Source organism: Bifidobacterium bombi DSM 19703 (genome assembly GCF_000737845.1).
GTDB classification, from domain to species: Bacteria; Actinomycetota; Actinomycetes; order Actinomycetales; family Bifidobacteriaceae; genus Bifidobacterium; species Bifidobacterium bombi.
Genome location: NZ_ATLK01000001.1, coordinates 1,255,929 through 1,274,759, shown reverse-complemented (window position 1 = coordinate 1,274,759; position 18,831 = coordinate 1,255,929). Strand labels below are relative to the sequence as shown.

At 54.9% G+C, this 18,831-nt stretch carries 16 protein-coding genes and 1 tRNA gene; 10 read left to right on the top strand and 7 right to left on the bottom strand.

The features are described 5' to 3' along the window. Nucleotides 1-77 precede the first annotated feature (77 nt). A complete protein-coding gene (locus BBOMB_RS04850; RefSeq protein WP_044087959.1) occupies nucleotides 78-797 on the top strand; it encodes an N-acetylmuramoyl-L-alanine amidase in 720 nt (239 codons plus the stop codon). Further along, nucleotides 764-1,174, top strand: coding sequence for a hypothetical protein (locus tag BBOMB_RS08330; RefSeq protein WP_238549892.1), 411 nt, complete (start codon nucleotides 764-766; stop codon nucleotides 1,172-1,174). Before BBOMB_RS04850 ends, BBOMB_RS08330 begins: the two co-directional genes overlap by 34 nt. 89 nt (nucleotides 1,175-1,263) lie before the next feature. Here the strand turns inward: BBOMB_RS08330 and BBOMB_RS04840 are convergent, their stop codons facing one another. Further along, entirely contained in the window at nucleotides 1,264-1,929 is a 666-nt protein-coding gene (locus BBOMB_RS04840; RefSeq protein ID WP_152570179.1) for a hypothetical protein, read from the bottom strand. Between the two features lie 34 nt (nucleotides 1,930-1,963). On the opposite strand from BBOMB_RS04840, the gene BBOMB_RS04835 reads away from it, so the two are divergent. From BBOMB_RS04835 to cydC, 7 genes are all read left to right on the top strand, one after another. Further along, nucleotides 1,964-2,221 (top strand): hypothetical protein, encoded by a 258-nt coding sequence (locus BBOMB_RS04835; RefSeq protein WP_152570180.1) that lies wholly within the window; start codon nucleotides 1,964-1,966, stop codon nucleotides 2,219-2,221. Between the two features lie 768 nt (nucleotides 2,222-2,989). Further along, nucleotides 2,990-5,728 (top strand): glycoside hydrolase family 2 protein, encoded by a 2,739-nt coding sequence (locus BBOMB_RS04830; RefSeq protein ID WP_044088067.1) that lies wholly within the window; start codon nucleotides 2,990-2,992, stop codon nucleotides 5,726-5,728. 636 nt (nucleotides 5,729-6,364) lie between these two features. Continuing rightward, the gene (locus BBOMB_RS04825) at nucleotides 6,365-7,543 is read left to right on the top strand and encodes an NAD(P)/FAD-dependent oxidoreductase (RefSeq protein ID WP_044088068.1); all 1,179 of its coding nucleotides are present in this window, start codon (nucleotides 6,365-6,367) and stop codon (nucleotides 7,541-7,543) included. A 65-nt stretch (nucleotides 7,544-7,608) separates the two neighbouring features. Continuing rightward, nucleotides 7,609-9,057: a cytochrome ubiquinol oxidase subunit I gene (locus BBOMB_RS04820; RefSeq protein ID WP_044088069.1), complete on the top strand. Its 1,449-nt coding sequence runs from the start codon at nucleotides 7,609-7,611 to the stop codon at nucleotides 9,055-9,057. Beyond that, entirely contained in the window at nucleotides 9,054-10,097 is a 1,044-nt protein-coding gene (cydB, locus tag BBOMB_RS04815) for a cytochrome d ubiquinol oxidase subunit II (RefSeq protein WP_238549891.1), read from the top strand. Before BBOMB_RS04820 ends, cydB begins: the two co-directional genes overlap by 4 nt. 329 nt (nucleotides 10,098-10,426) lie before the next feature. Next, complete coding sequence (locus tag BBOMB_RS04810) at nucleotides 10,427-12,421, top strand: ABC transporter ATP-binding protein/permease (RefSeq protein WP_044088071.1); 1,995 nt, start codon at nucleotides 10,427-10,429, stop codon at nucleotides 12,419-12,421. After that, complete coding sequence (gene cydC, locus BBOMB_RS04805) at nucleotides 12,402-14,366, top strand: thiol reductant ABC exporter subunit CydC (RefSeq protein WP_238549890.1); 1,965 nt, start codon at nucleotides 12,402-12,404, stop codon at nucleotides 14,364-14,366. Before BBOMB_RS04810 ends, cydC begins: the two co-directional genes overlap by 20 nt. Nucleotides 14,367-14,676: 310 nt before the next feature. On the opposite strand, the gene BBOMB_RS04800 is transcribed toward cydC, so the two are convergent. Both BBOMB_RS04800 and BBOMB_RS04795 read right to left on the bottom strand, forming a co-directional pair. Continuing rightward, nucleotides 14,677-15,132: a hypothetical protein gene (locus tag BBOMB_RS04800; RefSeq protein ID WP_152570190.1), complete on the bottom strand. Its 456-nt coding sequence runs from the start codon at nucleotides 15,130-15,132 to the stop codon at nucleotides 14,677-14,679. Between the two features lie 235 nt (nucleotides 15,133-15,367). After that, a complete protein-coding gene (locus BBOMB_RS04795; RefSeq protein ID WP_238549889.1) occupies nucleotides 15,368-16,021 on the bottom strand; it encodes a CYTH domain-containing protein in 654 nt (217 codons plus the stop codon). A gap of 116 nt (nucleotides 16,022-16,137) precedes the next feature. Between BBOMB_RS04795 and BBOMB_RS04790 the strand changes: the two genes are divergently transcribed. Beyond that, nucleotides 16,138-16,210 (top strand) — tRNA-Arg (locus BBOMB_RS04790). Nucleotides 16,211-16,766: 556 nt separating this feature from the next. Here BBOMB_RS04790 and BBOMB_RS04785 read toward each other — a convergent pair. The 4 genes from BBOMB_RS04785 to BBOMB_RS04770 all read right to left on the bottom strand — a co-directional run bounded on the left by BBOMB_RS04785 (nucleotide 16,767) and on the right by BBOMB_RS04770 (nucleotide 18,811). Beyond that, nucleotides 16,767-16,967 (bottom strand): hypothetical protein, encoded by a 201-nt coding sequence (locus BBOMB_RS04785; RefSeq protein WP_044088049.1) that lies wholly within the window; start codon nucleotides 16,965-16,967, stop codon nucleotides 16,767-16,769. Nucleotides 16,968-16,978: 11 nt separating this feature from the next. Then, on the bottom strand, nucleotides 16,979-17,662 hold the full coding sequence (locus BBOMB_RS04780) for a hypothetical protein (RefSeq protein ID WP_044088050.1): 684 nt from the start codon (nucleotides 17,660-17,662) through the stop codon (nucleotides 16,979-16,981). Nucleotides 17,663-17,731: 69 nt separating this feature from the next. After that, nucleotides 17,732-18,310, bottom strand: a complete 579-nt coding sequence (locus BBOMB_RS04775; RefSeq protein WP_044088052.1) for a hypothetical protein — start codon at nucleotides 18,308-18,310, stop codon at nucleotides 17,732-17,734. 300 nt (nucleotides 18,311-18,610) lie between these two features. After that, on the bottom strand, nucleotides 18,611-18,811 hold the full coding sequence (locus tag BBOMB_RS04770; protein ID WP_044088053.1) for a hypothetical protein: 201 nt from the start codon (nucleotides 18,809-18,811) through the stop codon (nucleotides 18,611-18,613). Nucleotides 18,812-18,831: the final 20 nt, after the last annotated feature.

Below are 18,831 nucleotides of genomic sequence, written 5' to 3'. Positions count from 1 at the left end.
ATCGTTAACAACTAGACCACCCCCATTGGGGTGGCCTTTCGTATATCACCCCCGCTCGGGGGTGGGAAGGAGGGCGCATGCAGGTCCAATGGGTCGGCAGTCCCAACCACTATCAGGGTCGGTGCGGCTACTCGGTCACGCACATCACCCTGCACATCATGGTCGGCCGCCTGACCGGCACCGACAGCGTGTTCGCCGGTCAGGCCAGTCAGACTTCAGCGCATTACGGCATCGGGGCTGACGGCACCATCCACCAGTATGTCAGCGAGTCCGATGGCTCGTGGTCCGACGCCAACGAGGTTTCCAACTGTTCGACCATCAGCATCGAGCATGAGGGCGGCATGGCCGGGGTGCCGTGCACCCGGGCGTGCATGGATGCCTCGGCCGAGCTGTGTGCCGATATCGCGCGCCGTTACGGGTGGCCCCGCCTGTGGCATGACGGGCTGGACGGCAACGTGTGGCTGCATCGCGAGGTGCCCGGCAGCGATCACGCCGGATGCCCCGACCTGGCTCCTAACGGCCTGGACGTGGCTTATGTGATCGACAAGGCAAACCAATTATTGACGGGCGAAACGCCCGTAAGACAGGAGGATGATGACATGCAAGCGATAATCCAGATCAATGACGAGCCGGGACTGCGGTATTTCGACGGCCAGCGGCTGCACGATCTGACGCATCCCGATCAGGTGACCGCCCTGCAGATGGTGGCGCAGGCGTGCGGCAGGACCCTGCCCTGCATCAAGCTCGGCGACAGCCGGTCTCCGTGGGGTACGCGACTGGTGGAGGCGTTGCGATGAGCGACGTGATGCAGGCTGAGATGTTGACGGCAGACCAGGTCGCTCAGGCTTTGCCTGGCGACGTGGGGGCAACCGGTCCGACCCAAGTGCGGCCGATCGGCAGTGATGAGCTCGCCCGTCTGGCCATCGCGACGCCCGACGTACAGGCGGGCCGGGCGGAGGATGCGCCCAAGCATGTGGACGCCGGCTACACGCCCGTGTTCAACAGTCAGGTACGCACGGCCGTCTATGTGCTCGCCCTGGTCGCGTCCGTGGTCGGTCTTGGGCTCATGGCCTTCGGCCACCCCGACGTCGGCGGGTTCGTCAGCACAGCCGCGGGCGTCATCGCCGCAGGATTCGGAGTCACCTACAACCCCATCAGGATGACCGGCAAGTAGATTCCTGACACGCACCCGTGTCATAACGCCATCGCCCTCCCACTGCTTGGCAGGGGAGGGCGATTTTGGGGTAATGGCTATCGAGACTGCTACTTAACTGTAAACACTCCTACTATGCAATCTGGTGATTTAGGCTTCTCGTGTGCTTGTGCATAATCTGATGCGCGCTTTCTTGAAACTTCGGTCGATTTGCCGTTGGCCGCTCTATCGTCAGCTCTAGTGATAAGGCCGTCTGCAGTGGTGACGTAGATTTTTTTCTTGGGGTTGTTCCACTCATCTTTATCAAAGGCGACCCAGATTAACTTTGATTCGCCAGGTGCGATTGTAACCTCTTGTTTTTCACAGCCACTCTGGATATATGAATGCCCATTTTTGAGGCTTACATCCACTACTGTCGCGTTCATACGCCCGGTGTTCGAGATAAGTACCTTTGTCTGTGCTACAGGTTTGCTTATCTCCTTCTTTCCCATGTGAAAATCATGTGTAAAAGTTGGTTGTCCTACGTTGATATAGCTAAATTTAACTCCTGATTTTTCCCAGTTTGAATAGGTACTCCAAGACCATAGATTTGAACATACCAACGCGAGGATGCTTATGATTAAAGCAAGGTTTCTCTTTAGCCACGCGCAAAGAGAATAAAGAAAGTTTTGGTGCCTGATAGCCGTTTCCTCTAGCTCCCCGGTTTTTGGATTGCCGTGTTGCATAGACTCCCTGCATTGTTTTCTAGCAGTGGTGGTGCGTTTTAGTTTAGCCATGAGACAATTATAGCTCTTAATTGTGCCATTGCTTTTGAGGACACTATCAATCAGCATGACCACCGGACGTGGAAGGCACAATGACCACCCGCTCGGTGACTATGAGCGGGTCAGGATCAGCATGGAGCGCATCAAAGACCAGTTACTCGACCAAACCCGGGACCCAAGCCTGACCCGGGAGCAGAGTGACCAGGCTGCACTCAGGCTCCGCCAAGTCAAAGACGACATCAATGCCATCAGATACAAACACGACCACCACGCTCTCAAAGCAATGATGGAAAAGTACGGCTGATATTGTCTTAATGCGGCTGGCTCGATTGCACGATGTAAGGCAAAATAGTACACTGTTAGTACACACTGCCAAAGTAAAAACTAGCAATCAGTAGTGTTAAAGTGGAATTAGTGTCAGACTTTCAATCTGACAACGAGAGTCCGACTCTCTCAGGGGGTACCCACCAAAACAGCCAAAGACGGCTGAAAATCAACGAATATCACCGAGTTGGAGAGTCTTCGCAGCGAAGTCCAGATTCGGGTCCATCGTATGTTTAGACGTGGCATCATCGTCTGCCAATACATTCCTAATCTTGTGGCGTGTCGGGTCTAGGTCCGGTGTTTTCTGGTGTGTGGTTGCACGGTTTCTTGGCACATAGTTTACGTGGTTTCTTCTTGCAGGTTGCATGGCTTCTTGATATGCGTTTTAACGGTTTCTTGTTGTGTGGTCGTATGGTTTTTATGGGTTGACAAGCGTGCCGCTGGCTGCTACATCGTTCGTTGTCAGACTGAAGATTTATTGTTGCTTTTACAGCGAATGGTATCTTCCGGCGGCCGAAAGCCGGAAGGAAGTCGTGGCTGTGGGCTGTTAGGCTTTGGTCACGAATGATGTCAATGGGGAAATCAATGAAGAACGCTATGGAGACCGTCACGATGGAGGTCGTCACGGGGGTGTTGCGTCAGGTTCTGGTTTTTCATTCCTGCCGTCGGCTGCATGCTTCGTTTCGAGCGTCAAGATGACATCTCCAGTGAAGTCTTCTCTCATCAAATGAGGATAAAGAGGATAAAAATGAAACGTGTACTCAACCGTTATGGTCATAATTTCACTCCTTTGCAATGTCGTTGGACACTGACCGCATTGAATCCGCAAGCGGCTCCGGAACGGCTCAGGCAGACGCTTGCCGTCGGTGTCGTGGCGACGGTGCCCGGTGAAGCGACTACTTGCCTTTTGAAGCAAGGATTGATTCCCGACCCATTTGATGGCGACAATGAAAGCTCACAACAGTGGATCGGTGATGTTGATTGGCGGTATAGCGGCCATTTCATTTGGCATGATGACGGGCACAGCCGCCATGATCTAGTCGCCTACGGTCTCGATACGGTCGCCGATGTGATGCTCAACGGCAGTCCGGTGGGTAATGCGTGTGACTACTACCGCACCCATCGTTGGGATATCGCACCTCTGCTTGTCGAAGGCGACAATTGCATACAGATAGATTTCAAGTCTCCGGTGAGGGAGTCCGACAGGCTTGAACAGCAACGAGGCTATTATCCGCATACGGAGCATCATGCGTTTAATCAACTTCGCAAACCTTCATACCAGTTCGGCTGGGATTGGGGGATTGATGCCGCGAATGCCGGAATTTGGCGTCCCATAGGCATGGATTCATGGTCCGATGCCCGGTTGAAAGGCGTGTGTCCTTTGGTCGATGTGGACGCACAGGGCACTGGGATACTTACGACGACCGTCGAAGTCGAGCGAGCCGGAACCGGAAGGGTCATGAATCCCGCTGAGGCGAATGAAGGCCAAGCGCCGATCGAGGTTACCGTCGCCATCAAAGGTCAGGGGTGCGAAGTCAGTGCTTCATCTCTTCTCGATCCAGGCCGGACGAGCGCCACCGTCGTCTTGCGCGTGCCTGAAGTCGAGCTGTGGTGGCCCAGAGGTTATGGGGACCAGCCGCTGTATGACGTACACGTCGAATTGAACAGGCCTGATGGCTTGCGCGAAGGCCGGGGAAAGACGGATGCTTGGGATGGGCGCGTGGGCTTTAGAACCGTTCGTTTGGACAACGCCGCAGACGAACATGGTCGGCCATTCCAAATCTACGTCAACGAAACACCCGTTCATGCGCGTGGCTATAACTGGGTGCCTGTGGATGTATTTCCTTCACGTATCGGTACGGAGTCTTATCTCTCCCGTTTTGATGATCTGGTTCAATCGAATTCCAATATGGTGCGTGTGTGGGGCGGTGGCATTTATGAGGCCGATCTCTTCTATGATCTTGCCGATGAACTTGGCATCATGGTATGGCAGGACTTCATGCTTGCCTGTGCCGCATATCCGGAGGACGCACAGACCAAGGCGCAGATCGAAGCCGAGGCGGAAGAGCAGATTTCCCGTCTTTGCCCCCATCCGAGTCTGGTCGTGTGGAACGGTTCCAATGAAAACTATGTCGCCTATGCCCAATGGGCTGGCTACAAACAGGCGTTACGGGACGACAGCCTTCAACCCAATGCCTATGGATACGGTGAAAGGGGTTGGGGAGATTATTACTACAGCACGCTGTTCCCCAATCTGCTCTCGCGACTCGACCCGACAAGAGTGTACCTACCGAGCTCACCTATGAGTTTCACGCCGTTCACCGACGCGAACCTCGACACGGACGGGACCATGCACATCTGGGATGTGTGGAACCGGAAGGACTACCGGGAATATGGCGATTACAAGCCTCGATTCGCCGACGAATTCGGTTATCAGGCCCCACCTGCCTGGAGCACCCTCACCCGAGTCGTGCACGATGAGCCCGCGGATGTGTTCGGACCGCAGATGCTGACGCATCAGAAGGCTTCACAAGGTAACTACAAGCTGGCCAAAGGGATGCGATCGCATCTGACGGAGGGGGTATTCGACGACGTATCGCGCGACAAGAATGGCCACCGTGATTGGCTGATTGAAAGCGACCGCTGGGCGGATTTGGAGGATTGGCATTGGGCGTGCCAGCTTCAACAGGCACAGGCTGTCCGTTACGGAGTGGAGCATATGCGCTCATTGGAGCCACTCAATGCAGGTTTGCTGATATGGCAGCTCAACGATGATTGGCCGGTTGTCTCTTGGGCGGCAGTGGACTATTACGGGCATCGTAAACCGTTGTGGTATGCCTCGAGGGATGTCTTCGCCCCGCGTTTCGCGACGATTCAGCCCCGCGTCTCCGACGAGGCTCTTGCGACGCTGAGTTGGGAAGGAGGGCCGGTCAAGCCTGATCACTTATCACTGATTCTCCTCAACGATACGTGCGATTCATTTGATGGCCGATGCGAGATCGAACGTATTGCTTTTAACGGTCGGGTCCTGGCTTCGCAGCGTGAGTCCCTGTGCATTGAACCTTTGAGCAGGTGTAGCGTTCGGCTGGATGAGAGTGTTGCGAACTTTACCGATGCCCGTCAGGAACTGATTGCGGTTCGCTTTGACGATGAATCATCTCAGGGGCGTTGTGGTTTCGCGCGGGTGATTTACAACCCCTGTGAGGTGATTGACCAGCGGCTTTCGCCGCGTCCGTATGAAGCGACGGCGGTCGCGGCGCCGGGTGGGTACGAACTCACCATTACGGCCACGAGCTATGTACGTGATCTTTTCTGCATGTCCGATAAGGTCGATCCGCGTTCAACCGTGGATTCGGGGATGGTCAGTCTCCTGCCCGGTGAATCGAGGGTGTGGTCCATCTCTTCCGATGCGGTCGTCAACCCCGCCGAGTTTACGGCAGCCCGCGTCCTGAGGTCGGCCAACGATCTGCAATCCTGTGCGCATTAGGTTCATTCCATTGCAATGGTCCACAAGGATGGTACACCATCCGGACCGTGCCGTGAGCTGGATGCAATGTTCGTGTGCGAACCATAAGCCGCGCCTCGCAGCATCTCGGTCGGATTATACTCGTGCCTATCCGATTTGCTTTCGGTGTGCTTCCCATGGAGCAAACCGATGAGCAGCGCGTTCTTCGTGTTCCTCGATGGCGCCTAGCTGTCCGTCAGGTTCAGCCCAAGTCTCGATGCTCGTGCGTTAAGGATTCCACCAATGGTAATTGCGTTCTTTAGTGGCCTGTAAAGGAGAGTATTGTGAATATCGTAAGAGTCGCAAGCTTCCCGGAAGCAGTAAAACGTTTGAAATGAGTGAACGAAGACACGTTCTTGTAAGGAAGATCACAATTGACATTGCGTTAATGCTAAGGTCTGAATCGAAAGAAAGGTCCTAGAGAAACAAAGTCTTAGGAAGATCGGCATTGTTTGGGAATGTCAGCAAGTTCACGTATGGCATACTCAAAGCCGATTTCATGTGTAACGTTTGTTCCGCGGATGAGATAGATTATTGCCCGATAAACGATATATAGCCGGCCTCTTTCGCGTATCCTACGATTGACGATAGGAGTGCCGCAACCATTGAGGATGCAGTATGAAAACGATAGTAATTTTAGGCGCGGGGTATGCGGGTTTGCGAGCGGCGAAAAAGCTGGTGCATGCAAAGCTTGATGCACGAATCGTGCTTGTCAATAAGAACCCTTATCACTACGAGGCCACTCAATTGCATCAAGTGGCTGCCGGCACCAAGGAGCCGGAAGATATAACGTTTGACATTCGCGATGTGGAACCACAGAAGGTGGAAGTCCTCATCGACGAGGTCACTGAAATCGACAGGGCGGCGCACAAGGTGTTGCTCAAGGACCATGAGCCTTTGGCTTATGACTACCTGTTGAACGCCTTGGGCTTCGAATCGGAGACGTTCGGAATCAAGGGAGCCGAAGAAAACGGCTGGCCGCTCGTCGATGTGGATACGGCGCTCGCCGCACGCAGGCGTCTCGAATCCATGCTTGCCCGCTACAATACGAGCCATGACGAAAACGACCTGCATATCGTCGTCTGTGGCGCTGGTTTTACCAGCATCGAGTATTTGGGCGAACTGGTATGGCGTCTGCCCAGGCTGGTCAAGGAATATGGACTGCCGGAGGAGAAAATTCGTATCGACTGCATCGAGGCTGCGCCTAAGATACTGCCGATGTTTGAACCCAAACTCGCACAGTGGGCAGTGAAGTATCTGGAAGGGCATGGTGTGAACTTCCATGTCTCCACGCCAATCACCGAGGTCAAGCCTGATGCGGTGGTCAGCAATGGCACCGAATACAAAGCCAACACCGTCATCTGGGCGACTGGTGTGCGCGGCAGCGAAGTCATCGCCAAATCAGGGTATGATCAGAAACGCAACCGTGTGATCGTCAAGGACGATTTGTCCGTTGAAGGGAATCCGAACGAGTTTCTTATTGGAGACGTGTCCGCGGTCCCCAATCCCGCCGCAGACGGCAGGCCGTATCCAGGAACCGGTCAGATTTCCATAGTTCAGGCTGATTGTGCGGCGGCCAATGTAGTTGCGCGAATCAAAGGCAAGCCTACGAAGAAATTCGTATATAAGAGTCTTGGTACGGTGTGCTCCTTGGGGCCTCATTGCGGAATCGCCGAACTTGATGCGTTCGGTCATATGAAGCTCAAGGGCGCTGTAGTGCAGATTCTCAAGAAGATTGTCAATGACCGTTCCGTTTTGGAGATGACGGACATCAAGACTATGCTTGAAAGTAACTGATATTTGTTGCATAGCGTAATGCGGCAAATGTGAATTTATGAGATAAAAGAGAAAGGAGTGGTGGAATGAGTGTACTGGGTCTGTCACGTTTCCAGTTTGCAATGACCACCATTTTCCATTTCTTCTACGTGCCGCTGAGTATTGGCTTGGCCTTCACCGTAGCAGTGATGGAAACGTTGTACGTTGTGAAACGTAAACCGGTCTATCTACGGATGGCGAAATTCTGGGGCAAGATCTTCCTACTTAGTTTTGCCGTCGGCATCGTCACCGGTATCATCCAGGAGTTCCAGTTCGGTATGAACTGGTCGGAATATTCACGATTCATGGGTGATATTTTCGGGGCGCCGTTAGCCATTGAGGCATTGCTAGCATTCTTCATGGAGTCCACTTTCGTGGGTGTGTGGATGTTCACATGGAACCGTTTTAAGCCCGGCGTGCATGTAATCTTCATTTGGCTTACATGGCTTGGCTCCACTATCTCCGCAGTCTGGATCCTTGCCGCCAACAGCTTCATGCAGCACCCGGTTGGCTTCAAGATCGATCCCAAAGATGGGCACGCGAAGATGACCGATTTCTGGGCTGTTATCGGCAATTCACAACTGTGGAAGGCTTTCCCGCACGTTATCTCCGGCGCGCTTATGACGGGTTCTTTCGTCATCGTAGGAATGGCGGCCTTTGGTCTTCTCAATAAGAAGCAGGCCAACAACCGCGAGTTCTATGTCTCCTCGTTGCGAGTGGCGGCTGTGATCGCCGTCGTTTCCGCTGTGCTCGTCATCGTAGCCGGTGATCTTCAGACCCAGCAGATCATCAGTGATCAGCCCATGAAGTTCGCTGCCACCGAAGGTATTTACAACGACACCAAAGATCCCGCCCCGTGGACGGTGATCGCTTTGATCAACGAACAGGCGAAGACCACCAAGGGCATCGAGATTCCGGCGATGCTTTCCCTGCTTGCATACCACAGCATCCACGGGTCCGTGAAGGGCATGAACACGTTGAATCATGAAATGCTGCAGCAGTTCGGCAAGGCTCATCCGGAGATTGCGAATTACTTCGTGCCGACCAATGTGCTGTTCTGGAGCTTCCGTTTCATGGCCGCCGTTGGTTTCGCCGTGCTGATACTCGCGGCTTTGGCCCTGTGGTTCACCCGTAAGTCGAAGAACACGCTTGCGGACAGCTGCTGGAAGCTGTGGGTCTTGGGGGTCTGTCTCTATCTGCCGTTCATCGGCAATACCGGCGGCTGGCTCATTACGGAGCTGGGTCGTTATCCATGGCTCGTCTATGGCCTGCTGACCATTGCAGACGGTGTCTCTCCGACGGCTACGGTGCCGAGCCTACTGTTTACCAACATCGTCTATTTCCTGCTCTTCCTGGTTCTTGGTGGCGTCATGGTCTTCTACTCGCGCCGCACCCTGCATCAGGGGCCGGAGTCGGTTGACGGTGATGCCGAGGATGAACGCGTCGTGGTGCGCGCCAGCGCCCGTCACGCTGAAAGAAAGGTGGCTTTGGCATGAGTATGGTTGATTTCCTGCAACTGCTGTGGTTCTTTGTCATCGCGTTGTTGTTCGCGATTTTCCTCTTCCTAGGCGGAATCGATTTCGGCGTAGGTATCGCCACGCGCCTGGTCGCGCGCAACGGTGATGAGCGCGCCATCTATATGCGGGCGATCGGCCCGCATTGGGATGGCAACGAAGTGTGGCTCATCACCGCCGGCGGCGCCATGTTCGCAGCCTTCCCATTGTGGTATGCAAGCCTGTTTTCGGGGTACTACATCCTGCTCTTCCTGGTGCTCGTCGGGCTCATCCTTCGTGGGGTGTCCTTCGAATTTGCCGCCCATTCTATAACCGATTCGGAACGCAACGTCTGGCAGTGGGCCAACTTCTTGGGAAGTGTTCTGCCGCCGTTCTTCCTTGGCATGATGCTCACCAGCCTCATCCAGGGCGTGCCGATGGATGCCAAGCAGAACGTCCATGCTGGTTTCTTCGATGTCGTCAACCTGTTGTCGATCGTCGGAGGCGTGGCCGTGGTGTTCTTCAGCTTCGTGCACGGGCTGCACTTCCTGAGTCTCAAGCTTGACAAGGAAGACTCCCGTCACATGCTCAACGTCAGTGAGAAGGTCTACTGGATCGCTTACCCGGCCTTGGTCGTGTTCGTCATCCTGGCCTTCTTCTTCACCGACTTCTACCAGAAGCGCACGTGGTCCTCGCTGTTCATCACCGTGGTGATTCTTGCTGCCACGATCTGCGGCCATGTTGCCGCTACGAAGAAGCGCGGCGGTTGGGCGTTCATCGCTTCGGGCGTAACGCTCGCCGGTGTGATCGCGTTCATCTTCAACGGCATGTTCCCCCGCGTCATGATCGCGAAAGACGCCTCGAAGAGCCTGCTCTACACGACCGCCGTAGCCTCGCCCTACACGTTGAAGGCCATGAGCATCGTGCTGTGCATCTTCCTGCCGATCGTCCTCGTGTACTTCAGCTGGAGCTACTACATCCAGCGCAAGCGTCTGGTCTATGCGCAGGCTCCTGCCGTTTCCGCCGCGCCGTCTCAAGTGTGATTCATTGAAACGGTTTTGAAATGGTCGGTGACGTGCCCGATGTCCTGCCTCCGGTGCCTGTTGGTGTCGGGTTGGATGTCGGGCACATCCATATTGGTGTGGTATCCATTTCAATCGATTTTTCGCTTGATGGTTTCGAGTCCTTGCGCGGAGACCATGGATGTTAAGGTATGAAGTACACAGTGGGCTGTGAAACGTACGGTGGAAAAACCGTCCGTCTGAAGGTTTGCTGGTGGATGGGGTCGAACGTGGTCGGATGGTGGCCCCCTCGATCAATCACCGGGGCGCATCGGATGTGAGGTGCGGCTGCTTGGGGCAAAGGTTCTCAAATGATAGATAAAAGTCTGTTTACATTCTCGGGAGTGCGTCGCAGTATGACGTTGCTCGCCGCGCTGTCGTTTGTTCAGGCGTTCTGCATCGTGGGTCAGACGTATGGGCTCACGTGGGGGCTGGTGGAGGTATGGAAGCTTCATGCCCTGCATACGTTGGGCATGCCGATTCTGGTTTTCCTGGCTTGCTACACCTTGCGACAGCTCTGTGATGTCGCCAAGCAGCGGATAGCCGCACGTCAGGGGGATGAGGTCGTATGCGAGCTGCGCCCGCGCATCCAATCCAAGGTATTCAGGCTTGGCCCTTCCGCCCTTGCCGCAAGAGGTACCGGATCCACCGTGACCATGCTCATCGACGGGCTGGATGAAGTCAAAAGCTACGTGCAGATAGTCCTGCCGAAGATGCTTGACATGATGCTGGTGCCCCTTGTGGTGCTGGTGTTCGTTTGGCTTCAGAACGGGGTCAGCGGGTTGATCTTACTGCTTATGTTCCCTCTGCTCATCTTTTTCATGGTGATTCTAGGGCTGGCCGCCCGCGATCGGTCAAACAAGCAGTACGCCCAGTTCAAGATACTCAATTCGAAGTTTGTCGACAGCATCCTCGGCCTGCCTACACTGAAAATGCTCGGCATGAGCGAGGGATATGAGGATGAGATATATTCGACGAGCGAGCAGTTCCGTAAACGCACCATCAGCGTCATCGCCGTCGCCATGACATCCACGTTCGCCCTTGATTTCTTCGCCACGCTGGGCATCGCCATCATGGCGGTATTCCTTGGCATAGGGCTGATTAATGGGACAATCGTCCTCTTTCCGGCGCTTTTCGCTTTGATTCTGGCCCCCGAATACTTCATGCCGATCCGTGCCTTCGGTGAAAACTACCACGCCACGCTGAATGGCAAGAACGCCCTGGGCGATGTGATGCATTTCCTTGGTCTTGCGCAGAACGAGGCCGATGAGGCTCTCAAATGGGATGGGTGGACCTCAGAGAGTACGTTGGACATCCGTGGCCTTGACTTCGCATATGACGGCGTCGCCCCGGCCGCGGAGAATTCGGCGGCGGCACAGGTCGCCGGCCATTCCGTGGCCATGCAGGCCGTCGAGCAGCAACGTGATACGGGCGACTCTGCCAGGAGGAAGCGACGCACAAGCGCGAGACGCGCTCGAGACAGGAAGGACGGTGGCGGCACTGATGGCGGTGCCGATGGTGGCGTTGGCACTGATGGTGGCGTCGAAGCCGCGAAGTCCGGTGATGTCGAAGCTGCGAAGTGCAACGATGCTGATTCGATTCCAGATGCTCTGCATGATATTTCGTTCCGGTTGCATGGTTATGAGAAGGTGGCGGTGGTCGGGCGCTCCGGTGCCGGCAAGTCGACGTTGGTGAACCTCTTAGCCGGCTTCAACGTTCCCGATTCGGGGGAAATCACGCTGGATGGCATGGAACTGCGGCATTTCAACGCTCTCGCCTGGCAGCGCCATATCAGTTACATTCCGCAGACGCCATACATTTTCAGCGGCACCATCGCAGACAACATCCGTTTCTATGTTCCGGACGCCGACGACGGTGCGGTGGCGGCTGCCGCGAGCCAAGCAGGACTCGATGGATGGCTTGACGAACTACCGGAACGTCTTCAAACCGCCATAGGCGAAGGGAACCGAGGCATCAGCGGGGGGCAGGCGCAGCGCATCGCCTTGGCTCGGGTGCTGTTGGACAGTTCGCGCGAGATCCTCATCTTCGACGAGCCGACGGCGCACCTGGACATCGAAACCGAATATGAACTCAAGAAGACGCTGCTGCCAATCATGGACAGGCATCTCGTCATTTTTGCAACGCATCGTTTGCACTGGCTCGCTGATGTGGATCAGGTGGTGGTGCTTGACCAGGGGCATGTGGTCGAGCAAGGCCGCCCAGACGAGCTGATCGGCACCGGGGGCGCATTGGACGCGCTTATCGATGAGATGGGAGGTAACCAGATTGACGGATACCGCAAGTAGAACGACCAAACGTGACGGTAAAGCCGGGACGATGGACACTGACGGTATGAAGGGTACCGACACAATCACCGATGCATGCGGGAGGACGGGCACAACCCCCGCCGTTGGCGACGGCACCAAACTCATGAAGGAGGCTGGTTTCGGCCCGGCGCGAAGCGTGAAGACTTCCAGTGCTGCGAAACGTACGGATTACCGAGGCATTTGGCATCATGACCACTGGTTCTGGCCGTATCTCAAGCACAACAAGCTCAGGTTGGCGCTTATCTTCTTTCTTGGTGTCATGACCTTCGTGTGCGGTGCAGGCCTCATGTTCACCTCCGGCTACCTCATCAGCCGTTCGGCGCGGCACCCGTACAACATTCTTATGGTCTATGTACCCATCGTGCTTACCCGCGCCTTTGGCATCGGACGTCCGGCGTTCAAATACGTCGAACGCATCAAAAGTCACGACTGGGTGCTCCATGTGGTCTCCAAACTGCGCGTGCAGCTTTACGACACGCTTTCGAGGGACGCCGCGTTCCTGACTGAGCATGAGCGCACGGGAACGGTTCTGAGCCTGCTTGCCGACGACCTTGACCATCTTGAGAACTTCTATCTGCGCACCATCTTCCCCACCATCGTGGCATATGTGATGTGGCTGGTGGTGACGCTTGCCATGGGCGTGTTTTCCTGGGTGTCGAGCCTGATGCTGTTCGTCATGCTGGCTCTGGTGCTGGTTTTGATACCGCTGGTTTCGCTGACCTTCTCCGACGGTCATTATCTGTTGGAAAAGGCTAGGCAGCGTGACGAATACACGCAGGTCACGGAGAGTTACCTTGGGCTGAGCGACTGGATCATCACCAGGCGCGAGGGGGAGTTCGCGAACATCGGAGTTCAGGATTTCGCCGAGGTGACCGCCAGCAAGGCGGCGCAGAAGTCCTTCGAGCGTTGGCGCAACTTCGCCATACAGATGATCTTCGGCATCATCGCGGTGGGGCTGCTTGTGGGGGCTGATCTGACGATGACCAGCTCGAAGTCGCTGGCGAACTTCGCGGCCGCCGTGGTGCTCGCCGTCTTCCCGTTGGTGGACTGTTTCATCGCCGTGGCGCAGGCTGCGGCCGAAGTTCCGCTTTACACCGATTCGATAACGCACCTCAATGATCTGAGCGAGCGTGTCGAAGCCCGGCAGGTGGAGCCAGTGCCTCAGCAGAAGCTTGAAGGGCCGGTGGAAAGCATCGATTTCAGCCATGTCACCTTCTCGTATGGCCCCGGGCAGCCGGTGCTGCTCGATGACTTCTCGCTGCATATCGGCTGCGGGGAGAAGGTCGCCCTGCTCGGGCCAAGCGGCGAAGGCAAGACCACGATCCTGCAACTGCTGCTGGGCGACCTACAGCCGGTCAGCGGGGAAATCAGTGTCAACGGCATTCCCGTCATGGCACTTCAGAATGAGCGTCCGAAGATTTTCGGATACCTTAATCAGCAGGCGTTCCTGTTCAACACCACGGTCGGGCAGAACGTGCGCATGGGCGTGCCGCAGGCCAGCGACGACGAGGTGTGGGCGGCATTGAGGGCGGTGCAGCTCGACGATGCGGTACATGCGTTGCCGGGTGGATTGGATGCGTCGATAGAGGAGTCGGGACAGCGGCTTTCAGGCGGCCAACGCCAGCGGCTGGCGCTCGCCCGCATCGTACTCAAGGACAATCCTGTGGTGTTGCTTGACGAACCGACGATAGGCCTTGACCCCATCACCGAGCGTGAGGTGATGGCGCAGATGATGCAGGCCGTGGGTTCGCGTACCCTTCTGTGGGTCACGCACCACCTGCAGGGTCTCGAAGACGCGGACAACGTGGTGTTCCTGGAGTCGGGGCGCATCGCCATGCAGGGGCGGCCTGCCGATCTGTATGAGAGCAATCCTCGGTTCCGCGAGATGTACCGGCTTGACGTAGGGGACCTAGTTGCGCTGTGAGCCGTGGTTGTGCTGCCGTGGTTGCGCTGTGAGCCGTGGTTGTGCTGCCGTGGTTGCGCTGTGAGCCGTGGTTGCGCTGTGAGCCGTGGTTGCGCGTGTGCACTGCCGCGCATGACACTTTCGATGTGCTGTTGCTATGACTGGTTCTGCCGTCTATTGCTCGGGGTTCGAGTGGTTGTAACCGGTTCATTCGGTACGAATAGGTTTGGGTACGTACGTTTCGTGCGTCTAGTATGTTCTTGTATTCCAACACATGTTCTTGTATTCCAACACATGTTCTTGTATTCCAACATGTGCGGTAGGAGGCCGTTCAGATCGACAACCTCCAGATTCCTCTCCCTGCGCTCGCCGACCATAATCCGACCGCCAGGCAGGTCAGAATAACCGCCGCAACGCTCACGGCGACGAAGCCGAGGACCTGTACTCCCTCAATGGGGTTGTACAGATGTAGCGCCCAGCCGGTCCGCAGTTGGAGATTCTGAGTGAACAGGTTGGCGGCCGTAATCGTCAGGCCGAGGAACAGTCCGTAGAAGTTGCCCGGTAAGGCCATGCCCAGAAGAGACAGTGAAGCCTCGATCGTGATGTTGACCGCCAGAACGATCAACGAGGTTTTCGCGCCGCCCGCCGTCAGAATCATCGCAGGCGGAGCCGCCATGCAGATGCAGGCTACCGCCAGGGCTCTCCAGCGGCTCCGGGCAAGGTTGAGCCGCTCCCATGTGGGCATCAGTGGCACGAACATTTCCAACGCCGCCACGATCAATGCCACTTGCAGCACCTCCACAACCGTGACCAGACTTTGCACCCCTTGGGTGCCGGGTGAGCAGTACGCCGCTATGGAGGCCATGTCAGAAACGGAATCGGGTTTCGTTCAGCGATGGTTTACCACTCTTCGGCTGTGCGGCACTCTTCGGTATTTTGGCTGTGCGATAGCTCTTCAGCACTGGCGGTACTTTGGTTGCGCGGAAACTTCGGTGACGTGGGACTCTTCGTCGGCTCACGCCCTATTCCATGCGGTTGCGACCGTAGATCTGCTCGAAATGAGGGCCTTGCTCGGCCAGCTCCTTCATGAATTCGGCTTGCCACTCATTGAAGGGGCGTGCAGCCAGTCCGTCGTTGGAGAATCGTGCCTGGTCGGTGATTTCGGTGACGCAGAAGTCTGGGATCACGAGGTTTGTCACCGGCCTGTTGCGCTTCGCCTCGGCGATTACAAGTGGATGGTTCGCGCCTCCGAAGATGTCGATGTCCCATCCGTCCTCGCCGACCCATGCGTTGTAACGGTTTTTGATGATGTCCGTGCCGCCGCGGCGGATTAGTTCCGCGGCGATCGATGCGTCGATCTCCTTTTCGGCTTCATATCGCGTGCCGCCGACCGACGGGCCTTTGACGGTGACCGAACCGTACGTGAAGTCGTCCCTGTGCTCGCGCAGCACGTTTTCCGGATCGGTGTACGGGGTCATCTCGATGTGCAGGCTGTGGCTGATGAGGCGCACGCGGAGCGCATAGTTGTCGCTATCCACGTAGTAGCTCTGCACGATGAGCATAGGTGCCGACCCGTCGTCGAGTTCGCCTGGCATCGCATGGCAGAAGAACCGCCTGTCATACTCGAATTCCTTGACCTGACCGGGTATTCCGTCCATAGCGTTCGAATCGTTCATATCACGATTCTAGCGACTTTATGGTCTTCATGTCGCGTAACCGGGCAAAATGCTTACGAGGTTTACTGATTCGGTCGGGACTTGGTCGGTACGGCGTGTACAATAAGTCGGGCTGAGGGCTGGTAGCTCAGTGGATAGAGCGTCTGTCTCCGGAACAGAAGGTCGTGGGTTCGAATCCCATTCAGCCCACTCAATGAAACCTTTGGAAACATTGAGTTTTCGGGTTGCTTCAAGTCTTCGGAAAATCCGTAAATCAGGTCACATGCACACCAAATGCAAAAATTATTTTGCGACTGCGGACGTCATTGAGATGAGTAACCGCATATCGGTGAAAGTCTCGCAACAGTCCGAGATCAAGACAAGCCAGACCATAGATTCAATGGGGAATAATAGCGGGTGGAACCTGGTGGGATTTGGGCCAGCAAGCATGACTTGCCATGTTGGCCGGTCGACCTGGGGTCTTGGTCCACCACTTCCTCTCTATCAATGAAAAATGACGATTATGCAGGAGCCTACTGTTTTTCGTTGGAATTGTAAGGATTTAAACACGAATCACAGAGTCTGAACGGTGTGTCGGCGCATTTGGACTTATTGGAATAGCAACGTTTCCGAAAAACAATGGAACATGTCATAACAGCAATACCGTTCCCTATATCAATATCAATGTCAGGCGCTCGCTGATCGGACCCGCACTGATTTTAATCATGGGTATAACGAGAAGCCCCGCCGAAGCGGGGCCTTATTATTATTTGAATAAATCCCAGAGACTGAATGTGGTCTTGTGGTAAATCTTGTTGTACGCGGCCTTTCTGGGGTTCTTGACCCAGCCTATACCTTTTTTGCCGTATCCCGGAATCAATGTTTTTTTGACCTCTCGTTTCATTCTTCCTGTCGTCCTGGCGCTGATGGACCGCTTGATACTGGGTTTTCGCATTCCGAACTTCATTATCTCTCCCTTCAGTTCATCCAGCGGAGTCGTCCGTCGCGCGCCGTCCTGCAAGTCAAGGTGGCTCCGTTCTGGTCTGATGTGCCGGTGGCTCCTTGACCTGAGCAGAACGCTCCCCGGTGTACGGTTGGTCCGCCTTGGCTCAGCGTTTGTGCTTGAGCTGGTTGTTGGGCCTGAGCCTGTTGTTGCGCTTGCGCTTGGGCTTGTGCTTGTTGTTCGGCTTGTTGTTGCGCTTGGGCTTGGGCGGCCTGCTGCTGTGCGGCTTGCTGCGCTGCTTGTTCCTGTGCTTTCTTTTCATCGTCGGCCTTCTTTGCAGCGGCCTTCTTATTGGCTTGCTCCTTGTCCCATTTGCCGGCTTTTTCCTTTGCTGCCTTGAGTTCTTTCTTGGTGTCGGAAAGCTCCGACTTGGTGGATCTCAGATCATCGCTGACCTTGGAGTACTTCGCGTCCAGATCCTTGTATTCCTGCGTGTCTTGGGGTTTCGTACTGCCGCAAGACGTGATGGCAACTCCTATGATGAAGGCGATGATCGCTGTGATTATTTGCTTCCATGGCTTGTTGCCTTGAGTGTGTTTCTGTCTTCCGTTATTCGATGGCAGATTGGCAGACGACGTCACATCAGAGGGTTTCTCTTGCTGTGCGGAGGTTTCGCTGTCCATGCTGACTGGTGGGATGACAGTGGTTTTTTCTTCCATGATTCTCAATCTCTCTTCTAAAATGGTTTGATGAACTCTATCGAAGTTGGTTATGGAAACGATGCTTGATTATTGCAGCGGAACTTTTTCTTCTTTGCTTTGTCCCGGGCAGAAAGCGATATCCTTTCCATTCATATCTAATGCGGCGTTCCAAGTAACATGTTTATTTCCTGCGATTAAGTTTGTCGGTACGCTGACATTAAGCAGGTTTTCGTCGCTGGAGTCCACGTTAAAACCACCGATTTTTGTGATCTTTGCGTTTCCGAACAATGGTGCTACTGTTACTTCTTTTTTATCTTCGGATTGATGATATTCGATTTTGATTTGCGTTTGTTTAAAATCCTTCGTGTATATGTTGACGTAGTAGCCGACGTCTACGAGCATCATATCGGTGGCGTTGGGTATTGAAATATTTAGTTGCCCATCAGTTGTATTGAGATCTACTTTTTGTAGATTATTGTTCGGTGCGTATGGATCACCTGCGCATGTTCCTGATAGTCCATCGGGTAGCGTCTTCAGTTTGGGCTCTGTTTCTTTCGATTTTAAAGTTGCGGAGGTTCTATTCTGCAGTGTGGAATGTTTTGATCCACACGCGGAGACCCCAACAAGCAAGGCTAGACAAGTAAGGATGGCTATCGGTTTCTTCAATTCTTCTCCTTTGTTTCTTGGCATCTCTGCCAAAAGTAGGATACCGTTGGTTAAGGATTTATGTGTGGACTGTCATGTCTTCCACGTAGGGGTGACGTAACCGCAGACCCCTGGCACTGTTGGTCTTGCAACAAAGCCCATTCGCACGCCATAGACCATTGTTTCGAGGGCCCTAGCACCGCCAATCATGCGGCAGAGCCTAGTGATTGGGAAAAACATCTGCATGGCCGCGCTTACTTTGGCACAAGTAGCGTAAAACCCCGCCGAAACGGGGTTTTACGCTACTTGAACAGGTTGATGTCACTTGAACAGATCGAACAGGCTGAACGTGGTCTTGTGGTAGATCTTGTTATATGCGGCTTTTCTTGGGTTGCGAATCCAACCCATGCCCTTTTTGCCATAACCAGGTATGAGTGCCCTCTTGACCGACCGTTTCAATCTTCCGGTCGTCCTGGCACTGATGGAGCGCCTGACGCTGGGTTTTCGCATTCCGAATTTCATGGGAATCCTTCCATAGCTTG